18 protein-coding genes are annotated in these 18,025 nt (G+C 68.7%); 14 read left to right on the top strand and 4 right to left on the bottom strand.

Annotated elements, in window-relative coordinates; translation table 11 throughout:
• Nucleotides 1–40 precede the first annotated feature (40 nt).
• From ACZ7M2_RS10305 to ACZ7M2_RS10295, 3 genes are read left to right on the top strand one after another with little or no spacing between them, the layout of a single operon-like run.
• Nucleotides 41–589, top strand: a complete 549-nt coding sequence (locus ACZ7M2_RS10305) for a hypothetical protein (protein WP_471594893.1) — start codon at nucleotides 41–43, stop codon at nucleotides 587–589.
• Between the two features lie 14 nt (nucleotides 590–603).
• Nucleotides 604–903, top strand: coding sequence for an RNase A-like domain-containing protein (locus ACZ7M2_RS10300; protein WP_471594892.1), 300 nt, complete (start codon nucleotides 604–606; stop codon nucleotides 901–903).
• Between the two features lie 32 nt (nucleotides 904–935).
• The gene (locus ACZ7M2_RS10295; RefSeq protein ID WP_471594891.1) at nucleotides 936–1,622 is read left to right on the top strand and encodes a contact-dependent growth inhibition system immunity protein; all 687 of its coding nucleotides are present in this window, start codon (nucleotides 936–938) and stop codon (nucleotides 1,620–1,622) included.
• On the opposite strand, the gene ACZ7M2_RS10290 is transcribed toward ACZ7M2_RS10295, so the two are convergent.
• Both ACZ7M2_RS10290 and ACZ7M2_RS10285 read right to left on the bottom strand, forming a co-directional pair.
• Entirely contained in the window at nucleotides 1,616–1,825 is a 210-nt protein-coding gene (locus tag ACZ7M2_RS10290) for a DUF397 domain-containing protein (RefSeq protein WP_471594890.1), read from the bottom strand. The genes ACZ7M2_RS10295 and ACZ7M2_RS10290 overlap by 7 nt on opposite strands.
• 5 nt (nucleotides 1,826–1,830) lie before the next feature.
• Nucleotides 1,831–2,712, bottom strand: coding sequence for a helix-turn-helix domain-containing protein (locus tag ACZ7M2_RS10285; RefSeq protein ID WP_471594889.1), 882 nt, complete (start codon nucleotides 2,710–2,712; stop codon nucleotides 1,831–1,833).
• 237 nt (nucleotides 2,713–2,949) lie between these two features.
• Between ACZ7M2_RS10285 and ACZ7M2_RS10280 the strand changes: the two genes are divergently transcribed.
• The 10 genes from ACZ7M2_RS10280 (at nucleotide 2,950) to ACZ7M2_RS10235 (ending at nucleotide 15,227) form a co-directional block, all read left to right on the top strand.
• Nucleotides 2,950–3,390, top strand: coding sequence for an ATP-binding protein (locus tag ACZ7M2_RS10280; RefSeq protein ID WP_471594888.1), 441 nt, complete (start codon nucleotides 2,950–2,952; stop codon nucleotides 3,388–3,390).
• Between the two features lie 885 nt (nucleotides 3,391–4,275).
• The gene (locus ACZ7M2_RS10275) at nucleotides 4,276–5,562 is read left to right on the top strand and encodes an amidohydrolase (protein ID WP_471594887.1); all 1,287 of its coding nucleotides are present in this window, start codon (nucleotides 4,276–4,278) and stop codon (nucleotides 5,560–5,562) included.
• 303 nt (nucleotides 5,563–5,865) lie between these two features.
• A complete protein-coding gene (locus ACZ7M2_RS10270) occupies nucleotides 5,866–6,933 on the top strand; it encodes a BMP family lipoprotein (RefSeq protein ID WP_471595218.1) in 1,068 nt (355 codons plus the stop codon).
• A 476-nt stretch (nucleotides 6,934–7,409) separates the two neighbouring features.
• Nucleotides 7,410–8,459 (top strand): BMP family lipoprotein, encoded by a 1,050-nt coding sequence (locus ACZ7M2_RS10265; protein ID WP_471594886.1) that lies wholly within the window; start codon nucleotides 7,410–7,412, stop codon nucleotides 8,457–8,459.
• Nucleotides 8,460–8,723: 264 nt separating this feature from the next.
• Complete coding sequence (locus ACZ7M2_RS10260; RefSeq protein WP_471595217.1) at nucleotides 8,724–10,385, top strand: ABC transporter ATP-binding protein; 1,662 nt, start codon at nucleotides 8,724–8,726, stop codon at nucleotides 10,383–10,385.
• Nucleotides 10,382–11,509, top strand: coding sequence for an ABC transporter permease (locus ACZ7M2_RS10255; protein ID WP_471594885.1), 1,128 nt, complete (start codon nucleotides 10,382–10,384; stop codon nucleotides 11,507–11,509). The genes ACZ7M2_RS10260 and ACZ7M2_RS10255 overlap by 4 nt, the downstream gene beginning before the upstream one ends.
• Nucleotides 11,506–12,768, top strand: coding sequence for an ABC transporter permease (locus ACZ7M2_RS10250; RefSeq protein WP_471594884.1), 1,263 nt, complete (start codon nucleotides 11,506–11,508; stop codon nucleotides 12,766–12,768). The genes ACZ7M2_RS10255 and ACZ7M2_RS10250 overlap by 4 nt, the downstream gene beginning before the upstream one ends.
• Nucleotides 12,765–13,178, top strand: a complete 414-nt coding sequence (locus tag ACZ7M2_RS10245; RefSeq protein WP_471594883.1) for a cytidine deaminase — start codon at nucleotides 12,765–12,767, stop codon at nucleotides 13,176–13,178. The genes ACZ7M2_RS10250 and ACZ7M2_RS10245 overlap by 4 nt, the downstream gene beginning before the upstream one ends.
• Before the next feature lie 85 nt (nucleotides 13,179–13,263).
• Nucleotides 13,264–14,547: a thymidine phosphorylase gene (locus ACZ7M2_RS10240; protein WP_471594882.1), complete on the top strand. Its 1,284-nt coding sequence runs from the start codon at nucleotides 13,264–13,266 to the stop codon at nucleotides 14,545–14,547.
• Nucleotides 14,548–14,642: 95 nt separating this feature from the next.
• Complete coding sequence (locus ACZ7M2_RS10235; protein WP_471594881.1) at nucleotides 14,643–15,227, top strand: Uma2 family endonuclease; 585 nt, start codon at nucleotides 14,643–14,645, stop codon at nucleotides 15,225–15,227.
• Between the two features lie 66 nt (nucleotides 15,228–15,293).
• Here ACZ7M2_RS10235 and ACZ7M2_RS10230 read toward each other — a convergent pair whose 3' ends face one another.
• On the bottom strand, nucleotides 15,294–16,214 hold the full coding sequence (locus tag ACZ7M2_RS10230) for an AEC family transporter (protein WP_054233651.1): 921 nt from the start codon (nucleotides 16,212–16,214) through the stop codon (nucleotides 15,294–15,296).
• 145 nt (nucleotides 16,215–16,359) lie between these two features.
• Between ACZ7M2_RS10230 and ACZ7M2_RS10225 the strand changes: the two genes are divergently transcribed.
• Nucleotides 16,360–16,746 (top strand): STAS domain-containing protein, encoded by a 387-nt coding sequence (locus ACZ7M2_RS10225; RefSeq protein ID WP_471594880.1) that lies wholly within the window; start codon nucleotides 16,360–16,362, stop codon nucleotides 16,744–16,746.
• On the opposite strand, the gene ACZ7M2_RS10220 is transcribed toward ACZ7M2_RS10225, so the two are convergent.
• Nucleotides 16,648–17,637, bottom strand: coding sequence for a sigma-70 family RNA polymerase sigma factor (locus ACZ7M2_RS10220; protein ID WP_471594879.1), 990 nt, complete (start codon nucleotides 17,635–17,637; stop codon nucleotides 16,648–16,650). The two genes, ACZ7M2_RS10225 and ACZ7M2_RS10220, sit on opposite strands and share 99 nt — an antisense overlap.
• Nucleotides 17,638–18,025: the final 388 nt, after the last annotated feature.

Here is an 18,025-nt window from a genome sequence, read left to right as displayed (position 1 = left end):
TCCGTTGGGAAGAATGAGATCTGGAACGAGAATGGAAACGGTGAACCGAACTGCATGGGAGGAAGCCTCCCTACGCCTGCTCGACGACGTCTACGCGTTCGCGGCGACCGGCCCGAGGGTCCACTCCGACTGGCGGGACGATGTGCTGGCCGTGATGAACCACGAAGTGGACGACCCGCGCGGCTGGAGCGTCCTCGACTGGGAGACGGACAAGGAGGAGCGGGCGACGGCCGGTCCGTCCTTCCCCTTCCGCCCGCCTTCCCGCGAGCTCCTGGAAGAGCGGCTGTTCCCCGTCACGCCGGCGACGGCCGAGCGCCTGCTGGTGACGATGACCTACGACTGGGGCCCGGTCCCCCAGAACGAGGAGGCGACAGCGGACGCGTACGCCGATGCCCGGACCTTGTTGAGCCGGTACGGGGAGCAGATCTCCTGCTACAGCAACATCACCCGTGCCCGCGCGACTCCGTCGCCCGATCTCACCGACGGAGTCGACGGCTGGGTGTCTCTCACTCAATACGACGGCGACTTCGGATTCGTCGTCGTCTCGCCCGAAGAGGTCGGTGTCTTCTGGTCGTTTCACCCCATCTGACGGAGCCCAGCACTGTGCGTACCCGAAGTTCCACCTACCCCGACCGCGAGACCGCCCAATGGGCGACCCAGCAGGTCGTCACCGCCAACGAGCAGCTCATCCACCGCTGGCTCGCGCAGGAAACGCGTCCCCGGCTGGCCATCGAGGCGTCCTGGCCGAGCCGTCCCGACCCGGTCGGGCGGGTGCTGCTCCAAGCGATGATGCTGGCAGGGCGTGACCCCGTGGACGTGCGGGCGGCTCGTGTGGTTCTGAAGCGGGACGTGTCCCGCCCGCACGGCTTCGTCGTCCAGGCCACCTTCCCTGTCTATCTGTAGAGCCCCGTAGAGACCAGTAGAGGCTGATCACTGTGCCCTTGAGCCCCCTCGAACACGACCGCCGCTACGGCGAACTGGACCAGGTGATCCGCGCCTACGCCGGGCAGCCCGCCGACGACACCCCGGACAAGCCCAGCCAGGCCCTGACCGCCTACCTCCGCCACACCTGGCACACCCGTCCCTGGGCACTGGCCACGGCAGAGGCACAGCTGAGGGAGTACGCCAGCAACCCGCCCGGCCGACTCCGCCTGCGCCTCGGCGAGTTCTACGCCATCCTGGACGTCGGGCTCCCCGAGTCCGACATCCAGCAGTGGCTGTCCTGCCTCGCCGACCACATCAAGCACAGCGTCGAGACCGGCGAGGTCCCGCCCCCGGCCACCCCCGCCACCCACTGGGAATGGCACGCCCGCTTCCCGGAGCTGGCCCAACTGCTCGGCGGCTGGTTCTCCCAGGACATGCCGGACGAGTTCGACGACCACGACGCCGCCGTCGACGACTACGCCGCCGGTACCCACCCCCAGCTTGTCGCCCGCCTGGTCGGCGAAGTGCGCGAACTCCTCGCCCTGGACCTGGACGAGTCCGACCACGCCCTGGCCGTCGCCGAACTGGGCATGGAGGTCGACCCACCCGCCCCCTACAGCCCCAGCGGCTGGCTCACCCTCGTCGCCGAACGCCTCGGGGCGCCGCGAGCGGACTACGGGCCGGACGCAGGTCAGTGAGACGCGCGGCTCGTTCGCTGCCCCACGTGCACCGCGAACGCCGCCCAGGCGGACGGGGCGACCACGACTATGGGTCCGTCCACGTCCTTTGAGTCACGGAGGGCGACGGTGCCGGGTATGTTGCGGGCGACTTCGACGCACTCCTGGCCGGCATCGCCGCCGCTGTGGCTGGACTTGACGTACACGAAATCGAACTCGGCCACCGGGGCTACATCTCCTTGCGAACGGCTTCGATGAGGTCGAGGGCGTTGCGTTCCGCCAGCCCGATCCGCGCGATGCGGTCGAAGATCCGGCTGTGCCGGGCGGCATCCTCCTCGCTTTCCAACCAGAGCGTAGAAGACGGTACGTCCATGTGTACGACGTCCAGCGCGCCGAGCTCGGCGAATGAGACGACGCTGAACGACCCGGTCATGCCCGGGTTCGCCCCTGCCAGCCAGGGGACCACCTGCACCTTCACCGTATCCGTGTGCGCCAGGTCGAGCAGTTGCCCCAGTTGCTCCCTCATCACGTCGCGACCACCCACGAGTTGGCGCAGCGCCCCTTCGTGGAGTACGGCCCAGAGTTCCAACGGCCGTTCCGACCGCAGGCGCGCCTGACGGGCCAGCCTCGCCTCGACGAATGGCTCGATCTCGCTCGGGTCCTCCCATGAACCGGCTCCGACGGCCACGGCCCGCGCGTAGTCCGGAGTCTGCAACAAGCCGGGAATGAAGGCGAGTTGCCAGGTTCGGATGCTGGTGGCGATGTCCTCCAGGGCGACGTACTCGACCATGGCGGGAAGCTGTGGGTACTGGTTCCACCAGCCGTTGGCCTTGCGTCTCTCGCGATCCGTGCGGGCCAGGGTCAGCAGCCTCTCGATCACCCGCTCACCGGTCTCGCCGTACAGATGGCACAGCGCACGGATGTCCGGGTCGCGAATCGGCACCAACCCGCGCTCCATTTTGGCGACCTTGGCCACCGACGCCGACAGCGCCTCGGCCGCGTGCGCCTGACGCAACCCGTGCGCCTCGCGCATACGCAACAGCTCGCCGCCCAGTCGTCGCGCCAGCACGGTCGACACGGACACGCCGCGATCAGGGCTTCTGCCTGCCATCTCGCGTTCCCTCCAGCCGAGTTGGTCACAGTCTGTGCTGTCGGCGCACTGTGAGCAAGCAAGTTCGAGTAGAAATTTATGGCCTCACAGTTGATGGCCCTTGAGGGTCACGCTACCTTTTGTGTTCAGTCGATTACTCAAAGAGACCTGCTGGCGGAAGCGCACCGTGCTGCCCGAACGGCACCGCACGGCAGAGCCACCCCACCTGGCACCCCCTCGCGCAAGGAGACGCACCCCATGACCAACTCCTGCCCTCCCCCTCGCCTCCCCAAGGGCACCGACCGCCACGACGCCGTCAACTACACCCCGTACCCGAGCAACATCCCCCGCGCCCGAAGACACGTCGCTCAGCTCGTCGTCGACTGGGGGCACCCCGACGTCGCCGGCGACGCGGCGCTGTTGGCAAGCGAGTTGTGCACGAACGCCCTGCTCCACGGATGCTTACGGGACCGCCTGTTCCGCGTCGAGACGTCGCTTACCGGCGCCGCGCTGCGCGTCGCCGTGACCGACCCGAGGGGCGAGCGGCTTCCGTATCCCCACGCACCCGTCGCGGATGACCAGTTCGGCCGAGGCCTCCTCATCGTCCGCACGCTCGCGAACCGCTGGGCCGTGGAGAAACTCACCGTCGGCAAGACCGTCTGGGCGGAGATGGACATGCCAGGAGGTCTCGATGCGTAATCCATTGAGCCGTCTGCGAAGGTGCCGCGGCGGTGCTTTGGCCGCACGGCGAAAGGGGACGCGGATGGCGGCCGAGTGGCAGTGGGAGCGAGCGGCTTCCGAAGGCCTCGGATGACTCCGTGCCCACGATGCCGACGGGGTCAAACCCCTCGTCAACGCGATCAACGTACTCGCCCGGAACCCCGAACCCGCCGTCGGCAGCAAGCTCGGCAACACCAACCTGCGGCGGCTGCGCGTAGGCATCTACAGAGTCACGCACGAAAGAGTCACGTACGAAAGAGTCACGTACGAAATCGACGGAGGCACCGTCGCGATCAAGATCCGCATGGTCGGCAGCACGGCTGCCTGACCCCGGCGACTGTTCAGGAGCCCAGGGTCATCCCCTCGCCTCCGGGACCGGGCCCTCGTGGCCCCTCGCGCCCGGGTCGACAGGGAGTGGTGTTCAGGCATCCGTGCGCATGATCTTGGTCAGGTCTGTGGGACCGTAGGGCACGGGAATGGGCTCGGACACCCCGAGCGTTCCCCTATGGGAGTACGCCGGCAGCCCCGGCGGACTGGATCGAGAGAGGGGTGGCGGCCCGCATCAAGGGCCCGCGTCACCCCGTGGTCACGGGCCGTCACCGCAGTCGGCCATCGTGGCGGACATGGCAGTCGGCCATCGTCCCGGACGCGACAGGCGGCCTTCGGCCCGGATGCGGTCCGGGCGGGGCGCGCATACCGTCTGGCTCAAGATCCCATCGTCCGGAAAGGCGGGCGAGCATACCCATCCCACCGGAAACCTATGCGGCGCGTGGCCAAGTTTCTTCCCCTAACGGGCTGAAGTTTTGTTGATCGTGGGTCAGTTGGCCGCCCCGCCGCCCTACCCTTCAAAGGGTGAACCAATTGATGTCCCGAGAGTACGAGGCCGATGTCCCCGGGGGAGCACCGCTCCCCGGCACCCTGCCCGACGCCCTGCGTGCCGAGCTGATCGCGTTCCGGCGCGACATGCACATGCACCCGGAGCTCGGCAACCAGGAGTTCCGCACCACCGCGGCACTCAAGGAACGCCTGGAGCGAGCGGGCCTCAAGCCCCGCGTGCTCGACATCGGAACCGGGCTCATCTGTGACATCGGGATCGACGCCGGTGAAGGGACGGGGGCGGGCGAAGGAGACGGCGCACGCGACCGCGTACGGGACCGTGCGGTCGACGGCGGACGCGGCATGCTCGCCTTGCGCGCCGACATCGACGCGCTGCCCATCCCGGACACGAAGAGTGACTGCGCGTACCGGTCGACCGTGCCCGGCCGCGCGCACGCCTGCGGCCACGACGTGCACACGACCGTCGTCCTCGGCGCCGGGCTCGTCCTCGCCGAGCTGCATCGCCAGGGACTCCTGCCGCATCCCGTACGGCTGATCTTCCAGCCCGCCGAAGAGGTCCTGCCCGGGGGCGCGCCCGACGCCATCGAGTCCGGAGTGCTGGACGGCGTGGGGCGGATCATCGGCGTGCACTGCGACCCGAAGGTCGACGCCGGACGGATCGGACTGCGCCACGGTCCCATCACCTCGGCCTGCGACCGGCTGGAAGTCTCACTCGACGGCGCCGGCGGCCACACCGCGCGCCCTCATCTCACCACCGACCTCGTCACCGCCGCCGCGCGCGTCGTCACCGACGTGCCGTCCCTCGTCGCCCGGCGCGTGGACGCCCGCAGCGGGCTCGCGGTGACCTGGGGACGCGTCGAGTCCGGGCACGCCTGCAACGTCATCCCGCAGCACGCCGAACTCTCCGGGACCGTCCGCTGCCTCGACCTCGAGGCCTGGCGGCAGGCGCCCGACCTGGTGCACGCGGCCATCGACGAGATCGCGAACCTGTACCGCGCCAAGTCCGAGATCAACTACATCCGGGGCGTCCCACCAGTCGTCAACGACCCGGCGGTCACGGAGCTCCTCCACGACGCCATGACCTCGCGGCGCGGCTCGCACTCCGTCGAGGACACCGAGCAGAGCCTCGGCGGCGAGGACTTCTCCTGGTACCTGGAGCACGTGCCCGGCGCCATGGCGCGCCTCGGCGTGCGTACGCCGGGCGAGCGCACCACCCGTGACCTGCATCGCGGCGACTTCGACGCCGACGAGTCGGCCATCACGGTCGGAGTCGAGCTCTTCACCGCGGCGGCCCTGCTGGACGCGATCCGCTAGACGCGCCGCCGTGAGCGCGGGACGCTCAGTCGCAGACGCCGCACAAGTGACGTAGGGGTACCCGGGCCGCCGGTCCGCCCGATGCCCCGATCGGCACCCCTTCGTCCACTTGCGTCACCCCGCCGTAATGGGTGGCGGGCAAACGTAACCCGGTGGCGGCACGGTTCGATAACGGCCCGGAGAAATCCCGTTCCCCTCCCCTTCTACGCGCGTTACTGTGCGCCGAAATCGCTGCGTCGGCGGCGTGTTGGGGAAGCGGACCGGCGACGGCCGTGGGGATGAAGGGTGCTTGCTGTGCGTCTGATATCTCGGAGGACCAGGTTCTCCCAAGCAGCGGTGGCCGTCTCGGTCATCGCCCTCGCGGCGGTCGGTTGTGGCAAGTCGAGCACCGACACGAGCAGCGACTCCAAGAAGAGCTCGTCGGGTTACACCGGGAAGGGCATCGGTCTCGCGTACGACATCGGTGGCAAGGGCGACCAGTCCTTCAACGACGCCGCGTACGCCGGTTTCCAGAAGGCCGAGACCGAGTTCAAGATGGGCGGCCGGGACATCGAGCCGCAGGACGGCGAGTCCGACGCCGACAAGGTGCAGCGCCTGGAGCAGCTCGCCAAGTCCGGCTACAACCCGGTGATCGGCGTGGGCTTCGTGTACGCGCCGGCCATCAAGGAGGTCGCGGCGAAGTACCCGAAGATCACCTTCGGCATCATCGACGACGAGCAGGACAAGGCCGCGAACGTCGCCGACCTGGTCTTCCACGAGGAGCAGTCCTCCTACCTCGCGGGTGTCGCCGCGGCGAAGGCCACCAAGAAGAACCACATCGGCTTCATCGGCGGCGTGGACATCCCGCTGATCCACAAGTTCGAGGCGGGCTTCGACCAGGGCGCGAAGTCGGTCAACCCGAGCATCAAGATCGAGTCGCAGTATCTGACGCAGACGCCCCAGGAGGGTGGCTTCTCCAGCCCCGACAAGGGCAAGGACGCGGCGGCCGGCCAGATCGAAAAGGGCGCCGACGTGCTCTACCACGCGGCCGGCCTGTCCGGTCAGGGCGTGATCTCCGAGGCCGCGTCCAAGAAGGTGTGGGCCATCGGCGTCGACTCCGACCAGTACGCGCAGAGCTCTCTGGCCAAGTACAAGGACTGGATCCTCGGCTCGGCGCTGAAGAACGTCGGCGGCGCCGTGTACGACCTGGCCAAGTCCGTCGTCGACGGCAAGCCGCTGAGCGGTGTCGTGCGCGGTGACCTGAAGTCGGGCGGCGTCGGCTTCGCCGACTCCAACCCGAAGTACAAGGCCCTGACGGACGTGGTCGCGGCGGTCGACAAGGCCAAGCAGGACATCATCGACGGCAAGGTCACCGTCAAGACGACCCAGTGAGTCGCGCCTGTCGTCACTGATCACTGGCCTGGCGCCACTGATCACCGATGAGGGAGCCCCCCGCCCGATGTACGGGCCGGGGGCTCCCTCATTCATGCGTGCACGCGTGCAGCACGTGCAGCGCGTGCCTGCGCTGCACGCGTGCATGCGGGGTCGTTCTGGCGCGATGCTGATTCTGGCGAAAAGATCCAACCGGGGCGAAATCTCGCAAAGTACCATGGTCTGGTACATGGCATCGCATACATGGATGCCGCGTCGATGGTGTGTCGACACCGCGTCGACACCGCGCCCGGGGGCCGGGCGCCTTTGCCGAGTAGAAGCCCCAGGTGCGCCCTAGGTGTTCGGAGATTGTTCGCCGAGGGTTCAAAACGGTCGGATAACACTCTGGCGACGTGGGTTCTCTGCTATGTCTACGCGCGTTACGCTGCGGCGGAATCAGCGCCTGGTTTGGGCGCCTGCACAAAGGAGTCACGTTCATGCGCCGGGTGTCCCGAATCGCGGTTGCGGGCGTTGCGACCGCATCCCTCGCCGTTGCTCTCTCCGCCTGTGGCGGCTCGTCCACCGAAGCCTCCAGCGGCGGCTCGGCCAAGACCAAGGGCATCGGCCTTGCGTACGACATCGGCGGCAAGGGCGACCAGTCCTTCAACGACGCCGCGTTCGCCGGTTTCCAGAAGGCCGAGACCGACCTCAAGATGGGCGGCCGGGACATCGAGCCGCAGGACGGCGAGTCCGACGCCGACAAGGTGCAGCGCCTGGAGCAGCTCGCCAAGTCCGGCTACAACCCGGTGATCGGCGTGGGCTTCGTGTACGCGCCGGCCATCAAGGAGGTCGCGGCGAAGTACCCGAAGATCACCTTCGGCATCATCGACGACGAGCAGGACAAGGCCGCGAACGTCGCCGACATGGTCTTCCACGAGGAGCAGGCCTCCTACCTCGCGGGTGTCGCCGCGGCGAAGGCCACCAAGAAGGACCACATCGGCTTCGTCGGCGGCGTGGACATCCCGCTGATCCACAAGTTCGAGGCCGGGTACGTCCAGGGCGCCCAGTCGGTCAACCCGAAGATCAAGATAGAGAAGCAGTACCTGACCCAGACGCCCCAGGAGGGTGGCTTCTCCAGCCCCGACAAGGGCAAGGACGCGGCCGAGGGTCAGATCGAGGCGGGCGCGGACGTGATCTACGCCGCCGCGGGCCTGTCGGGTCAGGGTGTCATCCAGTCCGCCGCCTCGCACAAGGTGTGGGCCATCGGCGTCGACTCCGACCAGTACAAGCAGGACGCGCTGGCCAAGTACAAGGACTACATCCTGACTTCGGCCACCAAGGACGTCGCCGGGGCGGTCTACAACCTCGCGAAGTCGGTGGCGGACGGCAAGCCCGAGACCGGCGTCGTCCGTGCCAGCCTCGCCACCGGCGGTGTCGGCCTGGCCGACTCGAACCCGGCGTTCAAGAACAACGCCGACCTGCAGGCCGCGCTGAAGAAGGCCGAGGCGGGTATCAAGGACGGCTCGATCACGGTCAAGACCTCCTGACCGGAGCCCTGATCCCGGCCCAGGTCACGACGTCATCACCAGACGTCGAAACCATGGCCATGGCAACGCTGTAATGGCAGCGTTACGGCCACGGAACGGGGCGTGGGGAGGATGGCCTCCTCGTGCCCCGTTCGCGCGGCAGAATGCTCGGATCGGATCGGACCGGACCGAAAGTAGTCCGAAAAGAACCCGGTCCGTCCGAGTGCAATTCAAAGCAGGGGCGCTACGCGCGTAGATAGGCCCCTTTTCCAAGGAGAGTGCGCCATCGACGCGTCCAGCAGCCCTCCGCTCACCGCGCAGTCGACCGCGGTCGAGCTGGCGGGGATCACCAAGCGTTTCCCCGGTGTGGTGGCCAACCATGACATCCACCTGACGGTCCGCAAGGGCACGGTCCACGCCCTCGTCGGCGAGAACGGTGCCGGCAAGTCGACGCTGATGAAGATCCTTTACGGCATGCAGAAGCCGGACGAGGGCACGATCGCCGTCGACGGTGAGCAGGTCAGCTTCTCGTCGCCCGCCGACGCCATCGTGCGCGGCATCGGCATGGTCCACCAGCACTTCATGCTCGCCGACAACCTCACCGTCCTGGAGAACGTGGTCCTGGGCAGCGAGAAGCTGTACGGCATCGGCGGCGGCGCCCGTAAGAAGATCAAGGAGATCTCCGACCGGTACGGCCTGAACGTCCGCCCGGACGTCCTGGTCGAGGGCCTCGGTGTCGCCGAGCGTCAGCGCGTGGAGATCCTCAAGGTCCTCTACCGCGGCGCCCGCACCCTGATCCTGGACGAGCCCACCGCCGTACTGGTGCCGCAGGAGGTGGACGCACTCTTCGACAACCTGCGCGAGCTCAAGTCCGAGGGCCTGGCCGTCATCTTCATCTCGCACAAGCTGGGCGAGGTTCTCTCGGTCGCCGACGAGATCACGGTCATCCGGCGCGGTACGACGGTCGGCACGGCCGTCCCCGCCGAGACGACCCCCCGCCAGCTCGCCGAGATGATGGTCGGCAGCGAGCTCCCGACCCCGGAGACCGCCGAGTCCACCGTCACGGACAAGCCGGTCATCCAGGTCGAGGGCCTCACGGTCTTCGCCAGCGGTGCCCCCTCCCTCGGCGAGCTCTCCGAGCCGACGGGCGCCGGTCTGCTCAGCGAGGACACCGCCGAGACCGCCGCCGCGGTGCGGCGCATCCTCGACGACGTCACCTTCACCATCCACGCGGGTGAGGTGATGGGCATCGCCGGTGTCGAGGGCAACGGTCAGACCGAGCTCATCGACGCGCTGATCGGCCTCAAGTCCGCGGACGCGGGAGCCATCACCTTCCTCGGCGACGAGATCACGGGGTGGGCCACCCGCAAGCGCCGTGAGAAGGGCATCGGGTACATCCCCGAGGACCGCCACCGCCACGGCCTGCTGCTGGAGTCCCCGCTCTGGGAGAACCGCATCCTCGGCCATGTCACCGAGGCCCCCAACGCGAAGGGCTTCTGGCTCGACATCAAGGGCGCCCAGGAGGACACCAGGCGCATCGTCGAGGAGTACGACGTCCGCACCCCCGGCATCGACGTCACCGCCGCCTCGCTCTCCGGCGGCAACCAGCAGAAGCTGATCGTCGGCCGCGAGATGAGCCACAAGCCGCGCTTCCTGATCGCCGCCCACCCCACCCGCGGTGTGGACGTCGGCGCGCAGGCCGCGATTTGGGACCAGATCCGCGAGGCCCGCCGTGAGGGCCTGGCCGTGCTGCTGATCTCGGCCGACCTGGACGAGCTGATCGGCCTGTCGGACACCCTGCGGGTGATCTACAACGGCAGGCTCGTGGCGGACGCCGACCCGGCGACCGTCACCCCGGAGGAACTCGGCTCGGCCATGACCGGCGCCGCCTCCGGACACCTGGAGCACGTAGCGGAAAGCGCCGCCCCGGAGGACGAGGCCCGATGAAGAAGTTCGACAAGGAGCGCGTGCTCCTCGCGGTGGCCGGCCCGGTCATCGCGCTCGTCGCGGCGATCGCGCTGACCTCGGTCGTGCTGCTCGCCTCGGGCAAGAGCCCGTTCGAGCCGTACTCGCTGATGCTTCAGCAGGCGACGTACTCCGACGTCCAGGTGCTGATCCTCAACCAGGCGTCGCTGTACTACCTGGCGGCGCTCGCGGTCGCCATCGGCTTCCGCATGAACCTGTTCAACATCGGTGTCGACGGTCAGTACCGCCTCGCCGCGATGATGACCGCGGTCGTCGGCGCGCACATCGCGCTGCCCGGCGTCCTGCAAGTGCCGCTGCTGCTGCTCGTCGGCATGCTCACCGGCGCCTTCTGGGCCGGCATCGCCGGTGTCCTGAAGGTCACCCGGGGAGTGAGCGAGGTCGTCGCGACGATCATGCTCAACGCGATCGCCACCAGCCTCATCGGCTACCTCACCCTCGACAACATCTGGGGTGTGCAGGTCGGCAACAACAACACGACCGGCGTCATGAAGAAGTCCGGCTGGGTTCCCGGCATCAACCTCGGCTCGGACGTCGGCGAGATCTACGGCCTGGTCTTCCTCGCCGTCCTCATGGGCGTCCTGTACTGGGTGGTCCTCAACCGCACCCGCTTCGGCTTCGACCTGCGCGCCACCGGTGCCTCCGAGACCGCCGCAGCGGCCTCCGGTGTCGACGCCAAGAAGATGGTGCTCACCGCGATGCTGATCTCCGGCGCGGTCGCGGGCCTCTCCGGTCTGCCGCTGCTGCTCGGCGACGCCCACAGCTACAGCCTGAGCTTCCCGACCGGACTCGGCTTCACCGGCATCACGATCGCCCTGCTCGGCCGCAACAACCCGGTGGGCATCGCCTTCGCCGCCCTGCTGATCGCCTTCCTCGACAAGGCGTCCCCGGCGCTCGACTACGCGACCCCGGTGGCGTACGAGAAGGAGATCGCCACGATCATGCAGGGCCTGATCGTCTTCGCGGTCGTCATCTCCTACGAGGCCGTACGTGTCTGGGGCCTGCGCCGCCAGCAGAAGCGGGTCGGTGAGGAACTGGCCGCGGCCGCCGCCAACAACAACTCCCCGAAGGAGGTGGCTGCCCGATGAGCACCGCGACCGTCGCCAAGCCGCAGGCGCAGCAGCCCGGCAAGGGCAGCCGCCGATTCTCGCTCCCCGTGCTCCTGCTGATCATCGCGGGCGTACTCGTCCTGACCTCGGTCGTCCGTCTGATCACCGGCGCGGACGGCATCACCTCGACCGGACAGATGTCCACGGCGCTGCGTCTCGCGGTGCCGATCGGCCTCGCGGGCCTCGGCGGCCTGTGGTCCGAGCGCGCGGGCGTCGTCAACATCGGCCTCGAAGGCATGATGATCCTCGGCACCTGGTTCGGTGCCTGGGCCGGCTATCAGTGGGGCCCGTGGACCGGTGTCGCCTTCGGCATCATCGGCGGCTGCCTCGGCGGCATCCTGCACGCCATCGCCACGGTGACCTTCAACGTCAACCACATCGTCTCCGGTGTGGCCATCAACATCCTGGCGCTCGGCACCACCCGCTACCTCTCGAAGTTCACCTTCGAGAACGCGCCGCAGGGCTCCTCCAAGCAGTCCCCGCCCATCGACTCGCTCGGCACCTTCGACATTCCGGGGCTGTCGAGCGGCCTGGACACGCTCAACGGGAAGCACTGGTTCCTGATCTCGGACATCGCGGGTCTGCTCGGCGGGCTGGTCACCGACCTGTCGCCGCTCACGGTCGTCGCCGTGGCCCTCGTACCGGCGACGTGGTGGGTGCTGTGGCGTACGTCCTTCGGCCTGCGGCTGCGCTCCTGCGGCGAGAACCCGATGGCCGCGGAGTCCCTCGGCGTCAACGTCTACAAGTACAAGTACCTCGCCGTGATCATCTCCGGTGGCTTCGCCGGCCTCGGCGGTGCCTTCCTGTCGATCGTCGCGTCCAACGTGTACCTCGACGGACAGACCGCGGGGCGCGGATACATCGGTCTCGCCGCGATGATCTTCGGTAACTGGATGCCGGGCGGTCTCGCCCTCGGAGCGGGTCTGTTCGGTTACACCGACAGCCTCAACCTGCGCGGCGGCACCACCAACGTGCACGCGCTGATCCTGCTGATCGCGATTCTGCTGGTCTTCGGCGCCGCCTACCTCGCGTGGAAGAAGCGCCTCGTGCCCGCGCTGATCACCGCCGCGGTGTCGGCGCTGATGTTCGTCTGGTACGCCACCACCAGCGATGTCCCCAAGCAGGTCGTGAGCGCGACGCCGTACATCGTGACGCTGCTCGTTCTCTCGCTGTCCGCACAGCACCTGCGGATGCCGAAGGCGGACGGCATGCCGTACCGGAGAGGACAGGGCAAGTGACGTCCGCCGACGCCGGGCCCGCGGCCGTCGACTGGGAGGCTCTGCGGGAGCACGCGCGGGACGCCATGTCCCGGGCGTACGCCCCCTACTCGGGCTTCCCGGTCGGCGCCGCGGCCCTCGTCGACGACGGCCGGACCGTCACCGGCTGCAACGTCGAGAACGCCTCGTACGGGCTCGGACTGTGCGCCGAGTGCGGTCTGGTCTCCCAGCTGCTGAACACCGGTGGCGGTCGGCTGACGCACTTCACCTGCGTCGACGGACAGGGCGAGATCCTCGTCCCGTGCGGACGCTGCCGCCAGCTGCTGTACGAGTTCGGCGGGGCCGACCTGTTCCTGGAGACCCCGGCCGGAATCGTGCCGCTCTCCGAGATGCTGCCGCAGGCCTTCGGGCCGGAGAATCTCACCAAGTAACGCCTGCGCGGCCCCTCCCGACCGGACGATGAAACGACCGATCGGGAGGGGCCGCGGATTTTCGGAAGTCTTCGGAAGGAAAGCCATGGCCATGGACGCCGTCTCCGTCATCCGCACCAAGCGGGACCGCGCCGAGCTCAGCGACGCGCAGATCGACTGGGTCATCGACGCGTACACCCGCGGCGAGGTCGCCGACTACCAGATGGCCGCCCTCAACATGGCGATCCTGCTCAACGGCATGAACCGTCGCGAGATCGCCCGCTGGACCGCCGCGATGATCGCCTCCGGCGAGCGCATGGAGTTCTCCTCCCTCTCCCGCCCGACCGCCGACAAGCACTCCACGGGCGGCGTCGGCGACAAGATCACCCTCCCGCTGGCGCCGCTGGTCGCCGCCTGCGGCGCGGCGGTCCCGCAGCTGTCCGGACGCGGCCTCGGCCACACCGGCGGCACGCTGGACAAGCTGGAGTCGATCCCCGGCTGGCGCGCCCTGCTGTCGAACGAGGAGATGCTGCACGTCCTCGACACGACCGGTGCGGTCATCTGCGCGGCGGGCGACGGCCTGGCCCCGGCGGACAAGAAGCTCTACGCGCTCCGTGACGTCACCGGCACGGTCGAGGCGATCCCCCTCATCGCCTCCTCCATCATGTCGAAGAAGATCGCGGAGGGCACGGGCTCGCTGGTCCTGGACGTGAAGGTCGGCACCGGCGCCTTCATGAAGACCATCGAGGACGCCCGCGAACTCGCCTCCACGATGGTCGGGTTGGGCACCGACCACGGCGTGAGGACGGTCGCGCTCCTCACGGACATGTCGACCCCGCTGGGCCTGACGGCGGGCAACGCGCTCGAAGTACGGGAGTCGGTGGAGGTCCTGGCGGGCGGCGGTCCGGCCGACGTCGTCGAACTCACCATCGCCCTGGCCCGCGAGATGCTGGACGCGGCGGGCATCAAGGACGCCGACCCGGCGAAGGCCCTCGCGGACGGCTCCGCGATGGACGTCTGGCGCCGCATGATCGCCGCGCAGGGCGGTGACCCGGACGCCGCGCTGCCCACCTCCCGCGAGCAGCACGTGGTGACGGCCCCGTCCTCCGGCGTCCTGACCCGTCTGGACGCCTACGACATCGGCATCGCCGCCTGGCGCCTGGGCGCGGGCCGCGCCCGCAAGGAGGACCCGGTGCAGGCCGCCGCGGGCGTCGAACTGCACGCCAAGCCCGGCGACACCGTCACTGCGGGCCAGCCCCTGCTGACCCTCCACACCGACACCCCCGAGCGCTTCGAGTACGCCCTGGAGTCGGTCGAGGGTTCCTACGACATCGCGGCCGCGGGCACGGACTACAAGGCCACGCCGGTCGTGCTGGAACGTATCGCCTGACCTGCGCTTTCCTCGTGCGGGTGAACGGGATCGGTGGACGTCCACCGATCCCGTTCGGCATGCTGGACTCGGTGACGCACCGATTGGAGACCGCCATGAGCGCACTCACCGTCGACCACGACCCCGAGCAGAACTGGGACAACCTCGTCCGGTTCTGGGAGGAGATGGAGTGGCCGGAGGGCAGCAAGGTGGAGATCATCGAGGGGATCGTCACCGTGGCACCACCGTCGTCCAAGAACCACAACACCACGGCAGCCTTGTTGCAGAGGCGCCTGTACACCAAGATTCCGGAGTCCTGGGAGGTCTACCAGACGCTGGGCCTGGAGGTACCAGGGGCGCACGGCCTGTTCGTGCCCGACCTCGCCGTGCTGCCCGTGGAGTCAGTGGTGGGCAGCGGTAACCGTGTCCCTGCGGATGAGGCGGAGCTGGTTGTCGAGATCACATCGAAGAGCAATGCCAATCATGACCGCATCAAGAAGGTCCACGGCTACGCCCGGGCCGGTGTGCCGCTCTACCTGCTCCTGGATCCCTGGCACAGCGGTCGTCCCACGGCGACGCTCTACGGTGCGCCGGAAGACGGCACGTACCGAGTGCTCGCCTCAGTGGAGTATGGCGGGAACTTGACGCTGCCCGAGCCCTTCGACCTCACCCTCGACACCAGCGTGTTCCCCGTCGACTGACGTTCCCGAGCGGTCGGCGCCCCGTGCGGGTGCGCCGACCGCTCGCGTACGCCGGCTCGTCCACTGTCAGCCGAGCACCGCCGCGATCACCACCAGCACCGGCACCGACAGGATCGTCGAAAGGAGGATCGACTCCCGGGCCAGCGTCTCGCCGACCCGGTAGCGCGAGGCGTAGGTGAAGAGGTTCTGGGCGGCGGGCAGCGCCGAGGTGACCACGACGTCGAGCAGCGGCGCACCGTGCAGCCCGAACAGGCCCACGGCCAGGGCCCAGGCGGCCAGCGGCTGGCCCACCGACTTCAGGGCGACGGACAGTAGCACCGGGTACCGGTCCGCGCCCCGGCCGGGCAGCGTGCTGCCGCACAGCGAGATGCCGAACGCCAGCAGCACCGCGGGCACCGACATGTTGCCGATCAGCGTGAGCGGGTCCATGACCGGTCCCGGCAGCGTCAGACCGGTCGCCGACACCGCGACCCCGCTCAGCGAGCCGACCGCGATGGGGTTGCGCAGGGGTGTGATCAGCCGCTGCCACAGGGGGCCCTTCTCGCCGTCCCCCGACAGATCGAGGACGGTGAGTGCGATGGGCGTGACCATGATCTGCTGGAAGAGCAGTACGGGCGCGACGAGCGAGGCGTCCCCCAACACGTACACCGCGATCGGGATGCCGAGGTTGCCCGAGTTGACGTAACTGGAGCAGAGGGCGCCGATCGTCGTCCGGCCCACGCCCCAGCCGCGTACGACCCCGATCGCGACGAAGACCCCGGCCGCCGCGGCCGTGCTCATCGCCGTCACCAGGAGTCGGCTGGAGAAGATCACCGACAGGTCGGCCCGGGCGAGCGTGGTGAACAGCAGCGCGGGGGAGGCCACGTGGAAGGCGAGCTTCGTCAGCACCTCCCGCCCGTTCTCCCCGAGATAGCCGCGGCGTCCGATGACGTAACCGACCCCGATGACGACGGCGATGACCGCGAAGCCCGTCAGCACGCCTTGCACGGTGCCTCCTTCGAACGGAGGAGGCCGTCGGGTATCACGGAAGGCGCTGATTCATGGGGCATACACCCAACCCTCTGGGGCGGGAGGGGCGCAGGTCAATGTGATCCTTTGCGGGCGCGCGTCTCGAACGGTTCGGTCCCGCGCGATGAGTTCCGTGCCACCGGCCGGTCTACTGACTGTGGACGCCACGACACCCGCCGTACTCGTGCTGCCCGGCCCCGTCACCCGTGACCAGGTGCCGGGGCTCTGTGACGACGTGCGCACGCGGCTGGCGACGACCGGTGCCGGGGTGGTGGTCTGCGATGTCGCGGGCCTCGGTCCACCCGGCCTGGCCACCGTCGACGCCCTGGCCAGGATGCAGCTCGCCGCCCGCCGGGCCGGGGGCCGCGTCCGCCTGCGCGCCCCGGCGCCGCCTCTCCTCCTGCTTCTCGATCTAGTCGGACTCCGCTTCGAGGTGGAGGGGGAGGTCGAAGAGCGGGAACCAGCGCTTGGTGTCCAGGAAGCAGTGGAACCCGGTGATGCGGCCGTCTGAGATCTCCAGCGCCTGGATCGCCCAGGCACTGAAGCCGCCCTCCTCCGGATCCGGCTTGTAGTGCGCGAATCCCGGCAGACCGTTGACCGAGACCGGAAGCAGGCGCGAACCCGCGCAGGAGGCACCGAGGGTCGTCATGAAACCGGTGATGTCGCCCGTGCCGCGCAGCCACAGGTCGAACGGCGGCATCGTCATGATCGCGTCCTCGTGGAGCAGCGCGGTCAGCGCCGTCATGTCGTACCCCTCGAACGCGGCGACATAGCGCTCGAGCAGCTTCTGCTGCTCCTCGTCGAGCGGGTCGGAGACGGCTGCCTCGGCGCTGTGGCTCTCCGCGAGGGTCGCGCGGGCCCGCTGCAACGCGCTGTTGACCGAGGCGACCGTCGTCCCGAGCAGCTCGGCGACCTCCGACGCCTTCCAGGCCAGGACCTCGCGCAGGATGAGCACGGCGCGCTGCTTGGGCGGCAGTTGCTGCAGGGCGGCCATGAAGGCAAGGCGCACCGACTCCTTGGCCACCGCGGCTTCGGCGGGGTCACTGACCGTGGGCAGCACGCGCGCGTCGGGCATCGGCTCCAGCCAGGTGTTGTCCGGGCGCGGGGTGAGCGCCGCCTGAGCCAGGGGTGAGGGACCGGTCAGATCCATCGGACGCGCCCTCCGGTTGCCCGCGTTCAGCATGTCGAGGCAGACGTTGGTGGCGATCCGGTACAGCCAGGACCGCATCGACGAACGGCCCTCGAACTTGTCGTAGCTCCGCCAGGCGCGGACCATCGTGTCCTGCACCGCGTCCTCCGCCTCGAAGGAGGAGCCGAGCATCCGATAGCAGTACCCGGTCAGCTCGACCCGGTGCTTCTCCAGCCGCACGTCCAGATCTGTCGTCGCCGTACCGTCGCTCATAGCCAACCCACCCCTGTGGCCGTTCCCGTCGCACCGTCGCCTCGTTGCGCCGGCACTTCGGAAGCTACCGCAGCCCACTGACAATGGCCCCCGGAGTGGGAAAAAGCGGAGCTCAGACCAATTGCTTCACGGACATGAGCAAATGCCGATGCGCCCCGCCCGCTTCACCCCCGGTTCCGTCCCCACTTCGGCCCTGGTTCCGTCCCCCGCCCGGCCCGGGTTGTGGGCCGGGTTGATCGACACGGAACTCCATGAAAGATCCCCCTGTTCGGGCCAGTTGACCGGGTGGAGGCTAGGTGCCGCCACTGACAACGGGGTCCGACCAGGGGGAACGTAGGAGCGGGGGGGGGGGGGGGGGGGGTCCGGTGCCCCCGGGCCGTTTCCCGCT

The sequence above is a fragment of the Streptomyces sp. NPDC111507 genome (genome assembly GCF_055638955.1).
Note: the sequence above shows the minus strand (reverse complement) of the source record. Positions and strands in the feature narration are given on the sequence as shown.